Origin of the sequence: Paenibacillus sp. 79R4 (assembly GCF_013393165.1) — a bacterium.
Taxonomy (GTDB): Bacteria; Bacillota; Bacilli; order Paenibacillales; family Paenibacillaceae; genus Fontibacillus.
This window is the reverse complement of sequence record NZ_QJOT01000008.1, coordinates 24,067-41,843: the sequence shown is the minus strand read 5'-3', so window position 1 is coordinate 41,843 and position 17,777 is coordinate 24,067. Positions and strand designations below refer to the sequence as shown.

Below are 17,777 nucleotides of genomic sequence, written 5' to 3'. Positions count from 1 at the left end.
CCACTCATTTCTATCCATTCGTAAGTTCATGAGCATAAGGTATCGACTGGAATGCCCCTTTACGTTGAACTACGATCGATGAAAATTTACTTGCGAATTTAACGGCTTCTATAATGTTGTCCAATGATTTGAGATGATTCCCTTGTAATCTGGTGCAAAGCGCTCCGATAAAGCTATCGCCCGCCGCCGTTGTATCGATAGCTTGTACTTTTTCAGCCGGAACAGCGATAGAGCCCTCCGGATGGCAAATCAGACTGCCGCGTTCACCCAGCGTAACAATGACACAACCGACGCCTTGTTCCATTAACTTATGCGCGCCTTGTACAATCTCATCTTCACTGGTGGTATTGCATCCTGTCAGGATATGCATCTCGCTTTCGTTCGGGATAAGAATATCCGTAACGCTGAGCAATCCGGCCGGAATTTCTTTTGCAGGCGCAGGATTAAGCACAGTGATTTTCCCCGCATCTTTAGCTAATGCAAAAGCATGCTCTATGACAGGAATCGGAACTTCAAACTGGGCGACAATAACGTCGGATGACCCGATATTCTCTCTGGACAGGTCAACTTCCTGTGTTGTCAGCCCCATATTGGACCCGGCGCTGACCACAATCATATTGCTGCCGTTGTTGGCAAACAAAATCAGGGCTTCTCCTGTAGGCAAATGCGGATCGGTATAAACATGGTCTGTAAGAATGCCCTCCTGTTGCATTGTGGCCATAAGCTGCTTGCCATTCTCATCCTGCCCGATTTTACCGATAAATTGCACCGTCGCTCCTAGCCTTGCAGCCGATACGGCCTGATTGAAGCCCTTGCCCCCTGGCCCAACCATTTTGTCCGTTGCAAATATAGTCTCACCCTCAACAGGGAGGGACTCCAGCAATAAGCTGGAATCCATATTGATGCTCCCAAGTATGCATATCTTCTTCATTTGTGCTTCGCTCCTATCCAAATCACAATATTCTCTCTGTTTATCTATTTCAGGAATTCAGGGCAGTTTTACGAGAACATCACATAAGACAATACTAACGTACTTATAATACCAACAATAATTGGCACCGAGGTCCGTTTCACAATCGCCATCGGACTCTTGCCAATAATACTGCAGACAACAATGATAACTGCAGCGACCGGTGACACCGAGCGAACCAGGTTAGCAATCAATTGCATAGGAATGGCCAACATAACTCCATTGATACCCACATTGTGTGCGATATCCGGCAGCAAACCGATCGAAGCGTAGAATACGGCAAGACCGCCGCCGCTGATCAGACCAATAAGCGCTGTGATCCCTGAGAAAGCGAACATCAGGATCATTCCTGCCCCATTGACGTCTTTTACAGAATTGGTCAGCATATCAATAATGCCCAGCGCCTTCAGACCATCAACCATCAAGCTTGCCGCAACAAGCAGCGCTACGACCATGGCAAGCCCGTTCCCCATACCTTTGAAGAACACCATCAGCTCATCGAACACTTGCTGGATTTTACGTTTGCGAATAATTTCAATAATAACTGTAACGATCAGAGAAATAAACGTGATCTCAACCAGACCAATGTTAATCGATTTAATAAATATACCAAATACTGTGATCAGAATCAGCGGAAGAATCGGCAGAATCCCATAGAACGCCGGAGGCAAATCCTCACGTAATGCAGTCAGCTTGGATTCATCGATATCATCGGTTTCCGGATTCTTCTTGTCCAAATATTTCTGCCAGAAGTAATGTGCAATCGTCATGAGTATCAACGTAGGAATCGAAATGGCAGCGTGATATTTCAATACATAATCCATCAGATTGATACCGAAGGTCTCAGCCGCAATGACATTATCCGCACCTAGAGGAGTCGGAATAATCGTCGCTGTTGTCGCAATTACAGCACCTGCTGTAAGCGCGGACATTCCGATACGTTTCAGAACCGGATACAATGTTGCCATCAGAAGTACGGCCAGACTTGATGCACTTGGAACGACGAGAGACAACAGGTTCCCTACGATAAAAATAACCGGAACTAACACATAAACTGATTTAATGCCGGATAATGGCTTCATCAAGGTGCGGACTGTAACTTCGTTCGCGCCAATCTGAGTCATATACGACGAAAAGCCAAACAGAACCATGATCGTCATCCCGATATTTCCCAGGTTGTTGACGAAACTTTGCGTAATCGATTTGATCGGATCCAGCCATATAGAGCCAGTCGTCGTTTCTTCAGGCAATACAGGGTGCCCCATAATAGCTGCTCCAAACAGAAGCAGGATACCCGCAATGAATAATGCAACCGTAGCATTGACCTTCTTATAAATCATCCAGCCCGCCAGCACGATTACAACTAAACCGAATATGAGTTCTACCAAAGTGATTCTCCTCTCTAAATGCTGCCTTTTATCGGGTATTAGCTAACTGCTCTACTGCCCACGCTCTGAAAGCGTCTACATCAATATCCAAGCACACCGTTGCATTTGGCTCTCTATGATATCGATTTTTCAGATCTACAATCGTAGTGCCTGCGGTATATGTGCCTGACGTCTCGACATCTACGAAGCAAACTTGAGTTTTGAATAATTCGGGATTAACAATATAGGCGATTGCGCATAAATCATGCATTTTCAGCCCAGTCTTCAAGCTGCCACCGCGATAATGCTGGAACATCGAATACATCATTCTGCCCGTTTCATTCAAATCGCGAATCGTCTCTACATTGTCCGGGGTCAAGGTGGCCTTGCTTGTGACATCCAGTCCTACCATCGTAATATCAAGCCCTGAAGCAAATACGATCTTGGCAGCTTCCGGATCGGCGAAGATGTTGTATTCTGCCGTTGGCGTATGATTGCCCGCAGATGCTGAACCGCCCATCAGCACAATCCGTTCAATCCGTGATTTGCATTCCGGATATAAGGTCAGAAATAAAGCGATGTTCGTCAAAGGGCCAATCGGAACAAGGGTTACTTTGTCTTCGCTATTCATGATCATCTCTCTGATTGCATTAACGGCATGCTCCGGATGAATCGCCTTCTTCGGTTCAGGAAATTCATATCCGCCCATCCCCGATTCTCCATGAATATGGCTGCTGTCCTCATAAGGAATACATAGTGGTTTATTGGCACCCTTGGCAACCGGAATGTCCTTATCAAAAAATTCAACCAGTTTGAGTGCATTATTCGTCGTTTTTTCAACAGAGACATTCCCGGCAATGGTTGACAGAAGCTTGACATCCAACTTCTTATGGAATAACGCTACTCCGATAGCAACGGCATCATCAATCCCTGGATCGGTATCAATGATAATAGGGATTTTCTTATCAGTCATACGGTTCAACATCCTCTCAATTGGTGTAATAGAGTATTTCCAGACTCTCAATTTCCGACGTATTTTTAAATGTGTAATCGGTTACTCATTTGAGTATCATAATATACGTATCTTAAAACGCTGTCAATACGTATATTCCTTGAAATTATTAGAATTGATGTGAATAATGTGGAACCGGTAACATGTTTCATAAAATATTGTGTAACCGGTATCCTAATTTTGGAGTTTGATGCAGTTGAATACCTGATATTTATTAAGTATAGTAGTATAGAAAGTAGTAACAAAAGGAGCTGAGAACAATCCCAACGATTCGAGATGTTTCAAAATTAGCAGGGGTTTCCGTGGCGACCGTTTCTCGCGTCCTTAATCAGAAGGGGTATGTTCATAAAGATACGGTCCAGAAAGTTCATGAAGCTATCGAAATGTTACAATACACACCCAATGATATTGCTCGTAGTTTATCCAAGAAATCCTCCAAAACGATCGCTCTCATCGTACCTGATATTACGAATCCGTTCTTTAATGAACTTGCGCTTGCCGTGGAGAAGGTAACGCAAATGTACGGATACACTACGATACTTTGCAATACCAATGATTCCCCAGCCGTGGAAAGACAATACATTCAAACATTAAAACAAAAATACATTGACGGATTTATTATGGCTACAAATACCTTGTCCTCGAATGAGATAGACCAGTTACAGGTTCCGTTGGTTGCCCTGGATCGCTCCAATTTCCAGACGGTACCCACTATTTCTTCGAAAAATCGCGAGGGTGCGCGTTTGGCCGTACAAGCCTTGCTGCAGCAAGGCTGTACCAAGATCATGCACATTCGGGGGCCAAAAGGATTATGGATTGCAGAGGAACGCTGCCAGGGGTATCTCGATCTGGTTGAAGATTTAGATTGGTTCACCCCTAAGCTTATTGTTAACGGAAATTTTCAGTTAAAAGAGGCTTCAGAAGCAGTAAATAAAATCTTTGAGACACATCCTGATATTGATGGCATCTTTGCCGGCAATGACTTAATGGCGATAGGCGCGCTTCGCGTGATGCAAAAACGCGGGATTCGTGTACCGGATCAGGTACAAATCATTGGATATGACGGCATTCCGCTTGGAGAAATGGTCTACCCGGAATTATCTACGGTAGCTCAGCCGATTTATGAAATGGGCATGCTGGCTGCCCGCATCCTGATCAAGAAGATTGAGCAGCAGCCGCTGGAAGAAATGAATCACCAGATGGATAATGAACTGATTCAACGCGGAACAACACGGCACACCTCTTGAGCATCAGGGATCATGAACGCAAAATGGGCCCCTGTGCAGCAGGAGCCCATTTGTTTGTTTGTATCCATGACAGTGCGTTTTTTACTTTGTAACCGAAAGACAGACCGGCGGCACTTGATCTCATTCAACACGGAACAACACGGCACGCCTCTTGAGCATCAGGGATCATGAACACAAATGGGCCCCTGTGCAGCAGGAGCCCATTTGTTTGTTTGTAATCCATGACAGTACGTTTTTTACTTTGTAACCGAAAGACAGACCGGCGGCACTTGATCTGACAACCAAACTTGATTGCCCGCGTCATAGAAAATGATCCCCTGCTGCTGTGCAGCTGACGTATCAACCTGAAGTATGACCAGTTCTCCCCTTCAGCTTCCTGCCAACGCTGCAAAATGGGTGCCTTCCGACAAATGAACATACTGCCGGCCCATCGGGCGTAGTCCTTCCTTCAAAATGAATGGCAATGCCTTCATGTTCGTACCGTGGTATAAAATAGCCGGAGGGTTTCCCGGGGCATATTGTATTTTATCATGACTATGCCCATACCTTGCCTTGATACGGTCGGCTTTAATTTCAAAACGCTGTTTGTCCGAATTGCGAACCACCTGCTCTATATCCTCCTGCTTCACCCACAACCACCTGGACTGGGCCTGAATGGCGGCCAGTAAGGTGCTTATCGAACACGTGCCATCCTCCGGATCCAGGACAACGCCAAAGTCCTCAGGCGTGTGCCGAAGGATCTTGCTCATCATTTTACTCAAGTCTTTTTCCCGGGTTTGACTTAACATCTTTATCACTTCACTTTTCTGTCCACTTATTTCTTTCTGCTCCACTTCACGCTAACGAAACTACATATCGCTATTGCCACGAAATAAGAAGGTTTTCACATCTAACGAAACGGTGTATCGCTATTTGGGGTAAATTCTCGCTTTAAGCCCCTATTTTAGCAAAATAGCGATACCACGTTTCGTTACAATTTTTAGCTGCCCTTTTGGGCTTGAATAACGATACCCTGTTTCGTTAGAATCTTGCTGCCACATATTCCCTGCCTGCTCCAATCATTTCTTTCTACTCCACTTCACTCTAACGAAACTACATATCGCTATTGCCGCAAAATAAGAGGGTTTTCACATCTAACGAAACGGTGTATCGCTATTTGGGGTAAATTCTCGCTTTAAGCCCCACTTTTAGCAAAATAGCGATACCACGTTTCGTTACAATTTTCAGCTGCCCTTTTGGGCTTAAATAACGATACCCTGTTTCGTTAGAATCTTGCTGCCACGTATTCGCTGCCTAATCCACTTATTTCTTTCTACTCCGCTTTACGCTAACGAAACTACATATCGCTATTGCCGCAAAATAAAGGGGTTTTCACATCTAACGAAACGGTGTATCGCTATTTAGGGTAAATTCTCGCTTTAAGCCCCTATTTTAGCAAAATAGCGATACCACGTTTCGTTACAATTTTTAGCTGCCCTTTTGGGCTTGAATAACGATACCCTGTTTCGTTAGAATCTTGCTGCCACGTATTCGCTGCCTAATCCACAACTCTGGTTTCCAATAATTTCATTATACAAATCAACTTGGCACATTAGAATCCCTGGCGAACAAGCTGTTTCCAACCTTTATGCAAAAAAGAGCGTCCCCAAGGTCTTTCGGCTTGGAGACGCCCTTTCTGCGATTCAAAAACCGGTTTGGGCTAATGCGTGCAAGCAGGGCTTAGTTCTGGTTTTAGTCTGGTCTTGTTGGGTTTTGACTAGCTTGATTGGTTTAGCCAAACTTAGCCTGATCTAGCTATGATTTACCTTGGTTCAACCGGCTTAGCGAAATCTAGCTATGATTTACCTTGGTTTAACCGGCTTAGCGAAGTCTAGCTATGACTTTCCTTGGTTCAGCCACCTTAGCGAAGTCTAGTTCCCGTTCTGTTCTGGCTTTTTCTCACTTGATCTCGTTCAGGTTTATCTTGGTCTGGTTACGTTTTACCTAGTTGAGCCACGCTTAGCCATGGCCAGACTAGACTAGACTGGTTTAGCTTGATTTAACCTTGCTCCAGCCCCCATTCCTCAATTTACTCCACTGTTCCTTGAGTCACCCCATGAACATATGTCATCCATGGAGTATCCAGCGCCCCTTGTCCCGGATTATAGGTGAAGAAGTACTCAATCGTGTCCCCGTATTGCAAATTATTGATAGGATAGGTATAATTGCCGTCCCCCGTTGGCATCATGGCTACGTTTAACTGGCCCCCGTTATTCAGCTTGTAATGCAAATCGGCAAAGGTTGCCCCGTTCACATAAAACAGCAAGTTATCGCCTGTCTTCTTCAGTCCGCGCACTTCGTCACCAATGATAACAACCGCAGGCGCCTTCGGGAGAACCGTAATGGTGCAGACGGCTGTTTTATTGCCATCGACCGTTGCAGCGGTTACTGTAGCCGTCCCCGGAGCCAGCCCAGTCACCACGCCGTTCTGATTTACGGAGGCAACGCTGGCATTGGATACAGTCCATGAGACTTGCTTATTCGTTGCATTCGCTGGCGTCACATTGGCATGTAACTGTACCTGCTGGTCTACTTCCACCTGGGCATCGGTCTGATTCAAAGCGATGCCGCTCACCGGAATGTTCCCGGGATTCTCGCCGCCGCCTGGCTTATAGACGCGCACATAATCCACCTGCATTGTTGCCGGGATGTCGCCAGGACTCGGAGCCAGCCCGCCGTCAAAATGACCGCCAACCGCCAGATTCATAATAATGTAAAAAGGCTGATCAAATGGCGCGTTCGGATTGTTAGGCGCAGCTACCGAATACCATTGATCTCTGGTAACTTTAAAAAAGAATTTGCCGTCCACATACCATTTGAAGTTATCCTCTTCCCAGATCAAGGTATATACGTGAAAATCATTGGCGAAGGTTTGCCCGTCAGGGAAGTGATATTCGCCGGCAATATATTTATTCACCGGCCATTGGCCGCCAAAATGCACCGCACCGCTGGTCGTTCCAGGCAACCGTCCCTTCGCTTCCATCACATCGATTTCCCCGGAAGCAGCCCATGCACCATAGGCTTCATCTTCCGGAAGCATCCACAAGGCCGGCCAGATTCCATTGCCTGTAGGCAATTTGGCACTAAAGTCAACTCTGCCATACTGCAGCGAGAGATGGCCTTTGGTATTAATCTTGCCTGAAGAGTACTGCGCATAACGATTCGGGTCTTGCGGGAAAGACTTCGGATCGTTCAAGGCTCTGATATTCAGCTTTCCATCCTGTACGAATACATTTTGCTCACTATTCGTATAGTGCTCCAGCTCCGCATTTCCCCAACCCCAGCTATTAGGATCATCACCAATATAATAGCCTAGTTCATAATTCCACTTGCTGGTATCCAACTGAGTTCCATTGAATTCATCCTGCCAAATGAGCGTCATGCCCGCAATCGACGGATCGTTTGAAGTACCGATGGCGATATCCTCATGATCGGTTACGTCAGGACGCGGAGCATTCGGATTGCCGATGAAAGTATAGTAGACATAGTTGCTGCCGATACTTCCGCCCAATTGCCCATTTAGCGGATAACCGATACGCAGCTGTATATCCTCCTGTACCGGCTGGAACCACAGCCCATAGATATAATCGGCCCAATATCCCCACTGATTGGCATCCGACATGTTATTGTAGCCGTTACCCGCATATACAAATCCGCTCTGAGCCGAGTTCGACATATCTACCCATTGTCCGTTGACATTGATCTGATATACGAAGTTTCCGAGCTCGGTGCCAATCGGCGCTCCCCCGTCGATTTTAGGCAGCGGTATGCCAATAACCCCTTTTTCATCCGCTGTGTATGTCGTTCCATCATAAGGGGTAATCGTATAGGAATTCCTCACAGGTTCATTAAAATGGATCGTATACACCAGGTTGGCCGAGGAGGTCTTGGACGCTAATTTCACCTGAATAGACTCCGTAACGGTAAACCAATAGCCGCCGCCACCCTCGGTGAATTGTCCAAAGTTGCTGTCGTAAATCCAGCCGCTGGCTGCATTATTGTCAATATCAACCCAGGTGCTGCTGTTTAGAGGCTTCACATACACCTTCAAATCATCGGCCACGGCTTCATAGATTATGGCTGAGTCATTATTGAAAATAGGATAAGTAAAGCCCGCACCGCCCGTAAATCCAGCTGTAATGTCTGGTCCTTGTGTCGGTGACATGGCAGTGATCGTTGTTTTGTTGATATTTTGAAATACGAGTGTATAGTCCAGTGTAACCCCGTTAGCCTTGGAGTACAGCTGAATCTCCGTGGTTGCCGAGAGAGTGAACCAATAGCCGTACAAGCCGCCATCGCTCCAATGCCCCCAATTCTGGTTGTAAATAAAGCCGCCGGCACTGTCAATGTCGACCCAATTGCTGCCCACTTTCACGTTTACACCAATGTCAGCGGACACCTCATTCCAGGTTGCAGAGCCTCCATTAAATATTGGCATAACAAACCCATAGCTGGCTTGCCCGACTCCCGATTTTGAGATCACAGGTCCGTCTGCTAGCGAGAAATAAGACATAGAGCTAACTGTCGTCCCCGCTCCATCTGCCTGGACTTTTGGGGCCGGCAATAATCCCATACTCACGATCAGAATTGTTGCCAGAACCAAGGAAAACACCTTTTCCCTATACCGTTTCATATTCATCCTCCTCTAAAAATGATTGCTCAGGCTTGCGCCGTATCAGTTGGCGATATTCCGTGGGCTGCATGTTCATCACATCGCGAAATGCCCGCGTAAAGCTCTTGTAGCTCTCGTACCCCACCATAGCAGCGATCTCGACAACTTTATGTTCGGTCTTGGCCAACAGCTTCCGGGCTTTTCCCATACGCACATCGCGCAGGTATTCCGCAAAGCCTTTGCCGATATTCTTCTTGAACAGGTTTGAAAAATACGCATAATTCAGCGACACATGGTTGGATACCATGGCTAAATCCAGAGGTTTATAGTAATTTTCATGGATAAAACGGATCGCTTCGTTTAAGTCCTGCGAATTGCGATAATGGCACTTGAATTCATAATAAAATTGATTCAGCCTAAGCAACTGCTGCTGCAGCGCCTGTATATAGTCGCGAATGCCCGGATAATCGAAAAGATTCTGCAAGCATTTTATATCTAACGCTTCTTCTCCCATGTAGGGCCGGATCACTCGCTCATATTCCCTCAGCATCTGAATCATCACGCGGCCCAGGTCCTGGGTATAACGAATGTGATAACGCTGCAGCACATCCTTATGGAACAGCTTGGATATCCCTTCGGTGATTTTTACATTGTTTCTGGTGCCTATGAGCTGGAACAGCGCGTAAATCTCCTCATAGGGAAGCTGCCACTGCTGCGCCAGTCCCTCCGTATGAGCCGGCAAAATACAGTCCTGCTCGGGGAACAGGTAACTGTTGCGGTAAAGCTCCATCACTTGAACATAGCTGGCCGGCAGCTCTTTTAATCCTTGCTGCGGACTCGTCATCACTGAAATAGCGCGAATCTGCTCGGCTTTGAGAGCAGCTGGCAAAGCATCCGTATCCACAGATGCGTCTACAGCAAGGATCAGCTGTGGACTATGCTGCAGACAGATGCAGCCCTGCTTGCCATATACACGGTAGGCTATTGATTCCATGCTGTGGGAACTGCTTGCTCCCGGTTGGTTAATCCACAGCTTCTCACGCAGCAGGCACAAGCGATAGTTCTTCCACAGCTGCGGGTTTTGCTGCTGAGTCTGAAGAATCCATGCCTCTTCGTTAGCCGCGCCTTGCATATACATGCTCAGCTCTTTCCGATCTGTCTCCTTAGCCAGGCGAGACAAATGCTTCATATTGCGTGACAGCGCCTGCCTGGCTCTTACCTCCTGCATGACATGCTCGATCGAGGCTTGCAGATCCTCCCGCTTCACAGGCTTGAGCAGGTAGGCCTTCGCTCCGAGGGCAATGGCTCTTTGGGCATAGGCGAAATCACTATAACCGCTGATAATCAGATAATCCACCTTAATACGCTCCTCTTTGGTGCGGGCCATTAACTCAAGCCCATCCATATCCGGCATCCGGATATCGGTAATCACCAGCTGGATGTTTTGTTGACGCAGCAATTGCAGGGCTTCCACCCCATTGGCAGCGCAGTAAATAAAACCTAGCTCCAGGGGAAACTGCTGCAGCATGGCCTGCAATCCATCGCGAATATGCTTCTGATCATCGGCAATCAAAATGTTAATCATCCCTACCATCCCCCCAGATTCCCATTTTCCCATGGCAGCCTTATCGTTACGCGAGTATAGGCGCCCTGCACACTGTCTATCCAAAGTCCATAGCCTTTGCCATAGTTCAACTGCAAGCGTTTATGCACGTTCCCCAAGCCCAATCCGTTCTTGCCGGCAACGATTGGCGTATCCGATTCCCCCAGCAATACAGCTTGCAAGCCGGCCAATGTCTGAGGATCGACGCCCACGCCGTCATCGGCGATTTCGATCAGCAACAGGTTGTCATTCTCCACCCGGACGGTGATCTGGATATGCACACCGCCGCCTTTGGGCGCCGCATGATGAACGGCGTTTTCAACGATGGGCTGCATGCACATTTTCGGAATCGCGTAGAGAAGCACTTCCTGGGGGAGTATCTCCGTTAATACGAAGCCTTCTCCCTCCATAAAGTTAATGAATTTGATATAACTCTGGATGTTGGCAAGCTCTTCTCCAAGGGATACGGTATCTCCGTTCCATTTCATGCTGTAGCGGAGCAATGAACCTAGCGATACCAGCGCCTCGGCAATCACCGGCTGCTGCTGGACCTCCGCCTGCATCCGAATCGCTTCCAGCGCGTTATAGAGAAAATGCGAATTGATTTGCGAATGGAGCGAATGCAGCTGTGCGTTTTTGGCGATCAATTGTTTATCAACGACCTGGGTCATCAAATGTTTAATCTCATCCAGCATTTTATTGTAGGTAATGGCGACCTCATCGATCTCGTCACCGGTTTCGTCTTCTTCCAGCCCTGTATCAATTTTCTCATCCAGCTGCCCTTTTCGAACTTTACGCATAGAAGAGAGCACGCTGTCCAATCGGCGAAAAAGGCGCCGTGTGGTATGTGATACCAGGAGCATCAATAGCAACAGCACGCAGAGGGTAATGACAACTACAAGCGTATACCAACTGCGCGGGCCCTTCATCAGTGCCTGATGTGAAGCAATATCTACCACATAGGCATCCAGCGGAACAAGATAGCGGTATACAGCGTAATAGGTTTGACCTCCTACCTGAACCTTCAGTGGGCTATTCTGCTCTAGCGTATCCAGCTGCCGATGGATGCTGGCCAGAATTTGCTCCAGCTCTTCTCCAGCTGCTTGCGAGAATGAATGCTGAGGATTATAGATATAACGGGAAGCATCGCCTCCTTCCATCACGACAGAGAAGAAATCCCCCCCTGTCTCTTCCAGAAGATCGCTGAAAAACAGATTATGCGGCGTGCGAATTTCCATAATGCTGGGGCGCTTCTGCTGCTGGCCCTGAAGACGTACGAGCCGATAGTAAGAGAGCGTGTGCTCCCCATCCTGAAACGCAAATATGCGGTAAGCTGCTCCACCCTCATCCCGGAGTGTCTGCCAATAATCTTGCGGCGTGAACTTGTCATAATGGTAGATTTCCGGCCAGATTTCATACAGGTCAGGATTATCAACGTAGAAGCTGAGTTCGCTAATCATCTCATTGCTCTGGATAATGTTATGCATCTGCTCAAATTGATTTTGCCTGAATTTTACCAGCCGCAGACCATCGCTGCGCATATTGGAATGAATAAAATCTACAAAGGATTTTTGCGTCAACGCCGTAGAGGAAGCGTTTTCAATTATGTCCATTTTACTGCGCAGCTTCTCATCAATCCGTGAGATATGGCTGCTTCCATTAGACATTGCATCTTTATATAGCTGGGCTTCCTGAATACGTATAAATAAAAAGGATACTGCAATGGCAGGTATAGCTATCAGCATGCTAAAGGTTAAGAACAACTTTTGAGATATGCGAGAGTTACGGTATATTTTTCTGACTTTTGTTAATATCTCCATCATTTTAGGCGCCCCCCACTTCCCTGTAATATACCATATATTACATCCCGCCCGTAAAGTCATCTGACTTCATTTTTAAATGTAGAGACGGTAGGAGTGGGGGTGCCAGCCACCATTATGAGTAGCCGGCATCCATTCCAACATAACGAGACCGGATTACTCCGCCATTTTAGCCTTTCGTGCATCCAGCTCGGTCTGACGGTATTCCATCACCTGGTCATAACCGTAGCTTGTGCGGCGGGCCAGGAAGCTTTCGAAGATCTTATCAAAGGCAGCTTCATCCTTGGCGGTAATCAGTTCTGGCATGACCTCTTCCCAGTTTTGAGAGATACGCGCCCAGTTTACCGCTACATCGGAATCGCCAAGAGGATCCAATCCTTTGTAAATGCCGCCATCAATATCAGCCTGGGCATTGGCGAAATCGGCCATTTGCTTGATGACTGAGGCTTTCTCCGGTCTCCACTGATCGACGATTACAGGGTTGCGCATCATCCAGTAGGTATCCATAATGCCGTATTCCTTCTCCAGCTTCTCGATATCGGAATCCAGCAATTGGGCCATATCCGCCTTTAGCTGCGGCTTGCCGTCAACCATTTCCCATGTCTCGCCTTCCTGGCCGAGGAATAAATCTTTTTGCCCTTCCTCGCTAGCCAAGTAAGTCAGGAAGCGAATGGCACGCTCCGGATTCTCGCAGGATTTGCTAATCATCGTCACCATCCAGCCATCCATATTCCCCGGGAATAGCTTGGCGCTGTCACCTTTGCTGTTCTTCGGCCCATCAACGGCAATATAGTAAGAGTCCGGATTGCTGCTTGCCGCCAGCATCGGGTTCACCGCCGTCATTCCGGTCCACTCGCGAACCATCATGAAATAACGGGCATTATTCGTCTTTTCCTCGACCTGGGTATCGGAATCTACCAGGAAATCTACATTAATCAGTCCACGCTCATAGGCGGTACGGAATGTCTTTAGCCAAGTCAGGTAATCCGGGTCGGTGATGCGGTCGTAGACTTTGCCGTCTTTTTCATGCGGGACAGCCAACAAATTTTGCAAATACTCTGTCATCCCGTAAGGCACATTCCCTTGGGCAAAGAAGGGGCTGATCGGCTGGCCTTTGTATTCGGAATACTGATCCTTGAGCAGTTGCAGGGCATTCAGGAAGCCTTCCGGTGTTGATAAGTCCGGACTGCCCATATCCTCATACAGGTCTTTTCGAACCAGGAAGGTCTGGTTAGCCGCAGTCATCCCGGTTTCATGCATCAGATTCGGGCTGTATGAATCATTAGGAATGCCATAGGTGTTGCCGTTTTCTTGCTTATACCACTTCAGCGTACCGTCCCCGGCTACTTTGAAGAAGTAGGGGTCATACTGGTCTGCCAGCTCGTTCAAGGCATACACATGATCGCCTTCCCACAGCTTTTTGACAGCGGTTTCCCAAGAGCCCATAGTAATCAGGTCCGGAAGCTTGCCGGAGGTCATCATCAGGGTAATATGCTCATTAGCTTCACCGGAGGGAACTTCAATGTTCACTTTTACGCCTGTTTTTTCAGTAATGTACTTGGAATTCAGGCTCTCCCCCCAGGAACGGCCATACCAGGAAGCGCCTACAAACCACGACAACTCTACTGGGCTCGTATCCAATTTCCAGCCGGGCTCATCCGGATTCAGCTTGACTTCATTTTGCGTGTTCTCCGGCTTATTGTCTGCAGGCGGGGAATTCGGCTTATTGGAGCTATTCTTGCTTCCCGTACATGCAGCCAGGCTCAGCATCAGAACTACAGCCATGATTAAGGCCATGCTTCGCTTCATGTGCTTGTGTCTCATTACATGATCATCCTTTCTTGCTAACGATAATGGTTGTATATAAATCATCTGTCCTAGCAAATCTTTGGTTGCTCCGGTTGCGGTTATTGGGACAAATGACGCTTACCCTTTAATAGCGCCGATCATCACGCCTTTGACCAGATAGCGCTGGATAAAGGGATAGAACGCAAGAATCGGTAGAGTCGCCACCATCATGGAAGCAAACTTGATAGAGTTGCCAGGCAGCTTCGCTCCGAATTGTGCCATGGCTTGCTGCTGCATGAACGACATGGAGTTTTCGGCGATAATTTTGTATAGCATCGTCTGCAGCGGTAATTTGTCCTGCGAACGGATGTACAGAACCCCCTGATAGTAGTCGTTCCAATGGTATACGGCTGCAAAAAGCGAGATGGTCGCAATGACGGCCATGCTGTTGGGCAACACAATTCTGAACAGTACCCCATAATCGGAAGCTCCGTCTACCTTTGCGGACTCTTCCAAACTGTCAGGGATTGTACGATAGAAGCTAATGAAAATAACCATATCAAAAAAGGTATACATCGCCGGTATGATGAAAACCAGGAAGTTATCATAGAGCCCCAGCTTGGTCATGAGTATAAATGTAGGAATCAAGCCGCCGGAGAACAACATCGTAATCAAAGCGATTTTCATATATATCTTACGACCGATCAGATTGGATTTACTCATGCCGTAGGCCACAATAGCGGTAAACAAGACGTGGACTACGGTTCCAATTACGGTACGCAAGGTGGTGACCAGAAATCCGTTCATCAAGTGCTCATCATTAAATACGACGCGGTAGCTGTCCAATGAGATCGCTTTCGGGAACCAGTTCACGGTGCCAAGCAAAGCCTGTTCCGGCGCATTAAGCGCGTTGATGAATACGAAATACATCGGATACAGTGTAATAAAGCAAACTGCCAGCATCAATAGGGTATTACAGACACCAAACAGGCTGATGCCGCGAAGTTTTCTGCGTTTTCCCATGGCTCCATCCCCCCTTTCCTAAAAAATGCCTTCGCCATTCAGCTTTTTCGATGTGAAATTAGCCATGAACAGCAGCCCTAATGCCACAATAGAGCGGGCAAACAAGACGGCCGTTGAGAAGGAGTAGCGTCCGGAGACGAGCCCCATGTTATAGATGTAGAGATCTATACTTTCCGCCATTTTCATGTTCATGTTGTTCTTCAGCATGAAGATCTGTTCAAAGTTGCTGCCCAGCAGCCCGCTGACGGCGAGAATGAACAAAATGGCAATGGTAGGACGGATGCATTGAATGGTAATGTACCACATTCGCTGCCAGCGATTCGCCCCATCCAGTTCCGCCGCTTCATATAGCCCAGGATCTATGCCGGATATGGCAGCGATGTAGATAATGGCGCTCCATCCGGTCTCTTTAAGCGTATCGGAGAAAAAGGCGATCCACCAAAAGTATTTAGGGTCGCTGTTAAACAGAATTTCACGCTGCTGGATTCCCAAAGCCATCATCAACTGGTTGATCACGCCGCCCTCCCCCAGCCAATTGAGCATTATGCCGCCGAATATCGTCCAAGCAATAAAATGCGGCAAATAGGAGATGGTCTGCACCGTGCGTTTAAAACGAATGCTGCGGATCTCGTTAAGTAGTAAGGCAAATAAAATCGGGATGGGAAAGCCCAGCACCAGGCGAATTGAACTCATCCCCAGCGTATTGCGGATCGATCGCCAGAAACGGTCGTCCATTACAAAGTCCTGAAAATGCTTCATCCCTACGAAGGGCGATTCCAACATAGGTTTGGCAATGTTGTAGTCCATAAACGCAATAATTAGCCAAAACATAGGGATGTAGCAAAAGATAAACATCCAGACAATCCCCGGAATAACCATGCTCTGCAGCTGCCATTGTCTCATAAAGGTCTTGATTCGTTCTGTTTTCTGTTGGAACATAGCGCCTTGCCCCCTTCCACTCCATCGTATGAAAATACACATAGGAAAAAAAGGCCATCATTTTTGGCCGTATCCCATTTTTTTAGATTCGTTTGACCCTTGGTCTGGATGAAGTATGCTGTAGAAAATGGAAGGAGCGTGCATGTAATGAATAAACTAATCTGGCAGCAGGATTTTGTACATCATCCTACCGATTTGAAGGAATGGAATATTCGCCTGGGCAACGACTTGCTGGATGACCTGGGCCATGTTCTGGCACCAGGCTGGGGGAACGGGGAACAGCAGTTTTACACGGGGAATCATCATAATTTGTATATAGATCAGTCCGGCTTAAACTTATGCGCGCACCGTGAGGAGACCCTTGCAAACGGACAGCGCTTTGCCTATACTTCGGCTCGTATAGACACAAAGGATCATTTCTCCTTCTGTTACGGCAAGCTCGTTGTTCGCGCCAAGCTTCCCGTTGGCCATGGACTATGGCCTGCCGTTTGGCTGCTCCCGCAGCAACAGGCTTACGGCCCTTGGCCCGCTTCTGGCGAGATCGATATGCTGGAAGCCAAAGGCCGCCTGCCCCAGCACGTATTCGGTACCCTTCACTACGGGAAGGATTGGGATCATAAAGTTACCGATGAGTTCTCCTACCAGCTTGAGAAGGGAACTATCAACGAATTCCACGATTACGCGATGGAATGGAACGCCGACTCGATCCGCTGGCTGATCGATGGGCACTGCTACGCTGAACGAGAACTGCGGCCCGGGATTACTCCCTTCGATGAGCAGTTCTATCTGGTGCTTAACCTAGCGGTGGGCGGCTGGTATGACAATGTCCCAGTCGACGAAGCAGCGCTGCCGGCGGTAATGACAGTCTCGAACATCTGGGTGTATCAATAAGCCTCGTTCATTTTGGCTGACAAGTATGACGAGTCATTCATAAGCGAGTGCGAAAAAAAGGCGGGCCGCTGGATCAAATTCGCACACCTTCGTACACCCTTGGGGGACGCTCTAACGAAACTCCAAATTGCGATTTGGGTTAAAACAAGGACGGATCAAATCTAACGAAACTGTATATCGTTATTTGGACAAAAAACAGGGCAAAAAAATTCTAACGAAACTACGTATCGCTATTTGAGCTAAAAACAGGCTTTAGGCCACTATTTTCGCTAAATAACGATACCCTGTTTCGTTAGAATTTTTAGATGTCCCTTTTGGCCTGAATAGCGATACCACGTTTCGTTAGAAAAATATTAGTCAACCACTGGATGAACCTCTTCAGACGATAACAGCTGGAGGTAACCATCAAGGCATGGTATCAATAATGTAAATGCCCCTACCGTTTCGAACGAGTCGTAAGTATACA

12 protein-coding genes are annotated in these 17,777 nt (G+C 47.4%); 2 read left to right on the top strand and 10 right to left on the bottom strand.

The features are described from left to right. Positions 1-10: 10 nt before the first annotated feature. The 3 genes from rbsK to rihC all read right to left on the bottom strand — a co-directional run bounded on the left by rbsK (position 11) and on the right by rihC (position 3,310). Entirely contained in the window at positions 11-931 is a 921-nt protein-coding gene (gene rbsK / locus DMN77_RS12940; protein ID WP_068782678.1) for a ribokinase, read from the bottom strand. A 68-nt stretch (positions 932-999) separates the two neighbouring features. Continuing rightward, complete coding sequence (gene dcuC / locus DMN77_RS12935) at positions 1,000-2,358, bottom strand: C4-dicarboxylate transporter DcuC (RefSeq protein ID WP_179015324.1); 1,359 nt, start codon at positions 2,356-2,358, stop codon at positions 1,000-1,002. Between the two features lie 28 nt (positions 2,359-2,386). Next, positions 2,387-3,310 (bottom strand): ribonucleoside hydrolase RihC, encoded by a 924-nt coding sequence (rihC, locus tag DMN77_RS12930; RefSeq protein WP_068782680.1) that lies wholly within the window; start codon positions 3,308-3,310, stop codon positions 2,387-2,389. A 299-nt stretch (positions 3,311-3,609) separates the two neighbouring features. Between rihC and DMN77_RS12925 the strand changes: the two genes are divergently transcribed. Further along, positions 3,610-4,596 carry a LacI family DNA-binding transcriptional regulator gene (locus DMN77_RS12925; RefSeq protein ID WP_068782681.1) on the top strand — a complete coding sequence of 329 codons (987 nt, stop codon included), beginning with the start codon at positions 3,610-3,612 and terminating at the stop codon, positions 4,594-4,596. 368 nt (positions 4,597-4,964) lie between these two features. Here the strand turns inward: DMN77_RS12925 and DMN77_RS12920 are convergent, their stop codons facing one another. The 7 genes from DMN77_RS12920 to DMN77_RS12890 all read right to left on the bottom strand — a co-directional run bounded on the left by DMN77_RS12920 (position 4,965) and on the right by DMN77_RS12890 (position 16,420). Further along, complete coding sequence (locus tag DMN77_RS12920; RefSeq protein WP_306294248.1) at positions 4,965-5,357, bottom strand: RNA 2'-phosphotransferase; 393 nt, start codon at positions 5,355-5,357, stop codon at positions 4,965-4,967. Positions 5,358-6,664: 1,307 nt separating this feature from the next. Beyond that, entirely contained in the window at positions 6,665-9,268 is a 2,604-nt protein-coding gene (locus DMN77_RS12915; RefSeq protein ID WP_256872374.1) for a family 16 glycosylhydrolase, read from the bottom strand. Next, a complete protein-coding gene (locus DMN77_RS12910) occupies positions 9,255-10,832 on the bottom strand; it encodes a response regulator transcription factor (protein ID WP_179015317.1) in 1,578 nt (525 codons plus the stop codon). Before DMN77_RS12910 ends, DMN77_RS12915 begins: the two co-directional genes overlap by 14 nt. Positions 10,833-10,834: 2 nt before the next feature. After that, positions 10,835-12,673: a sensor histidine kinase gene (locus tag DMN77_RS12905; RefSeq protein ID WP_179015315.1), complete on the bottom strand. Its 1,839-nt coding sequence runs from the start codon at positions 12,671-12,673 to the stop codon at positions 10,835-10,837. Positions 12,674-12,826: 153 nt separating this feature from the next. Further along, positions 12,827-14,494, bottom strand: coding sequence for an extracellular solute-binding protein (locus DMN77_RS12900; protein WP_068782686.1), 1,668 nt, complete (start codon positions 14,492-14,494; stop codon positions 12,827-12,829). Between the two features lie 102 nt (positions 14,495-14,596). After that, on the bottom strand, positions 14,597-15,481 hold the full coding sequence (locus DMN77_RS12895) for a carbohydrate ABC transporter permease (RefSeq protein WP_068782687.1): 885 nt from the start codon (positions 15,479-15,481) through the stop codon (positions 14,597-14,599). An 18-nt stretch (positions 15,482-15,499) separates the two neighbouring features. Beyond that, entirely contained in the window at positions 15,500-16,420 is a 921-nt protein-coding gene (locus DMN77_RS12890) for an ABC transporter permease (RefSeq protein ID WP_179015313.1), read from the bottom strand. A 147-nt stretch (positions 16,421-16,567) separates the two neighbouring features. Between DMN77_RS12890 and DMN77_RS12885 the strand changes: the two genes are divergently transcribed. Next, positions 16,568-17,311 carry a glycoside hydrolase family 16 protein gene (locus DMN77_RS12885; protein WP_179015312.1) on the top strand — a complete coding sequence of 248 codons (744 nt, stop codon included), beginning with the start codon at positions 16,568-16,570 and terminating at the stop codon, positions 17,309-17,311. Positions 17,312-17,777: the final 466 nt, after the last annotated feature.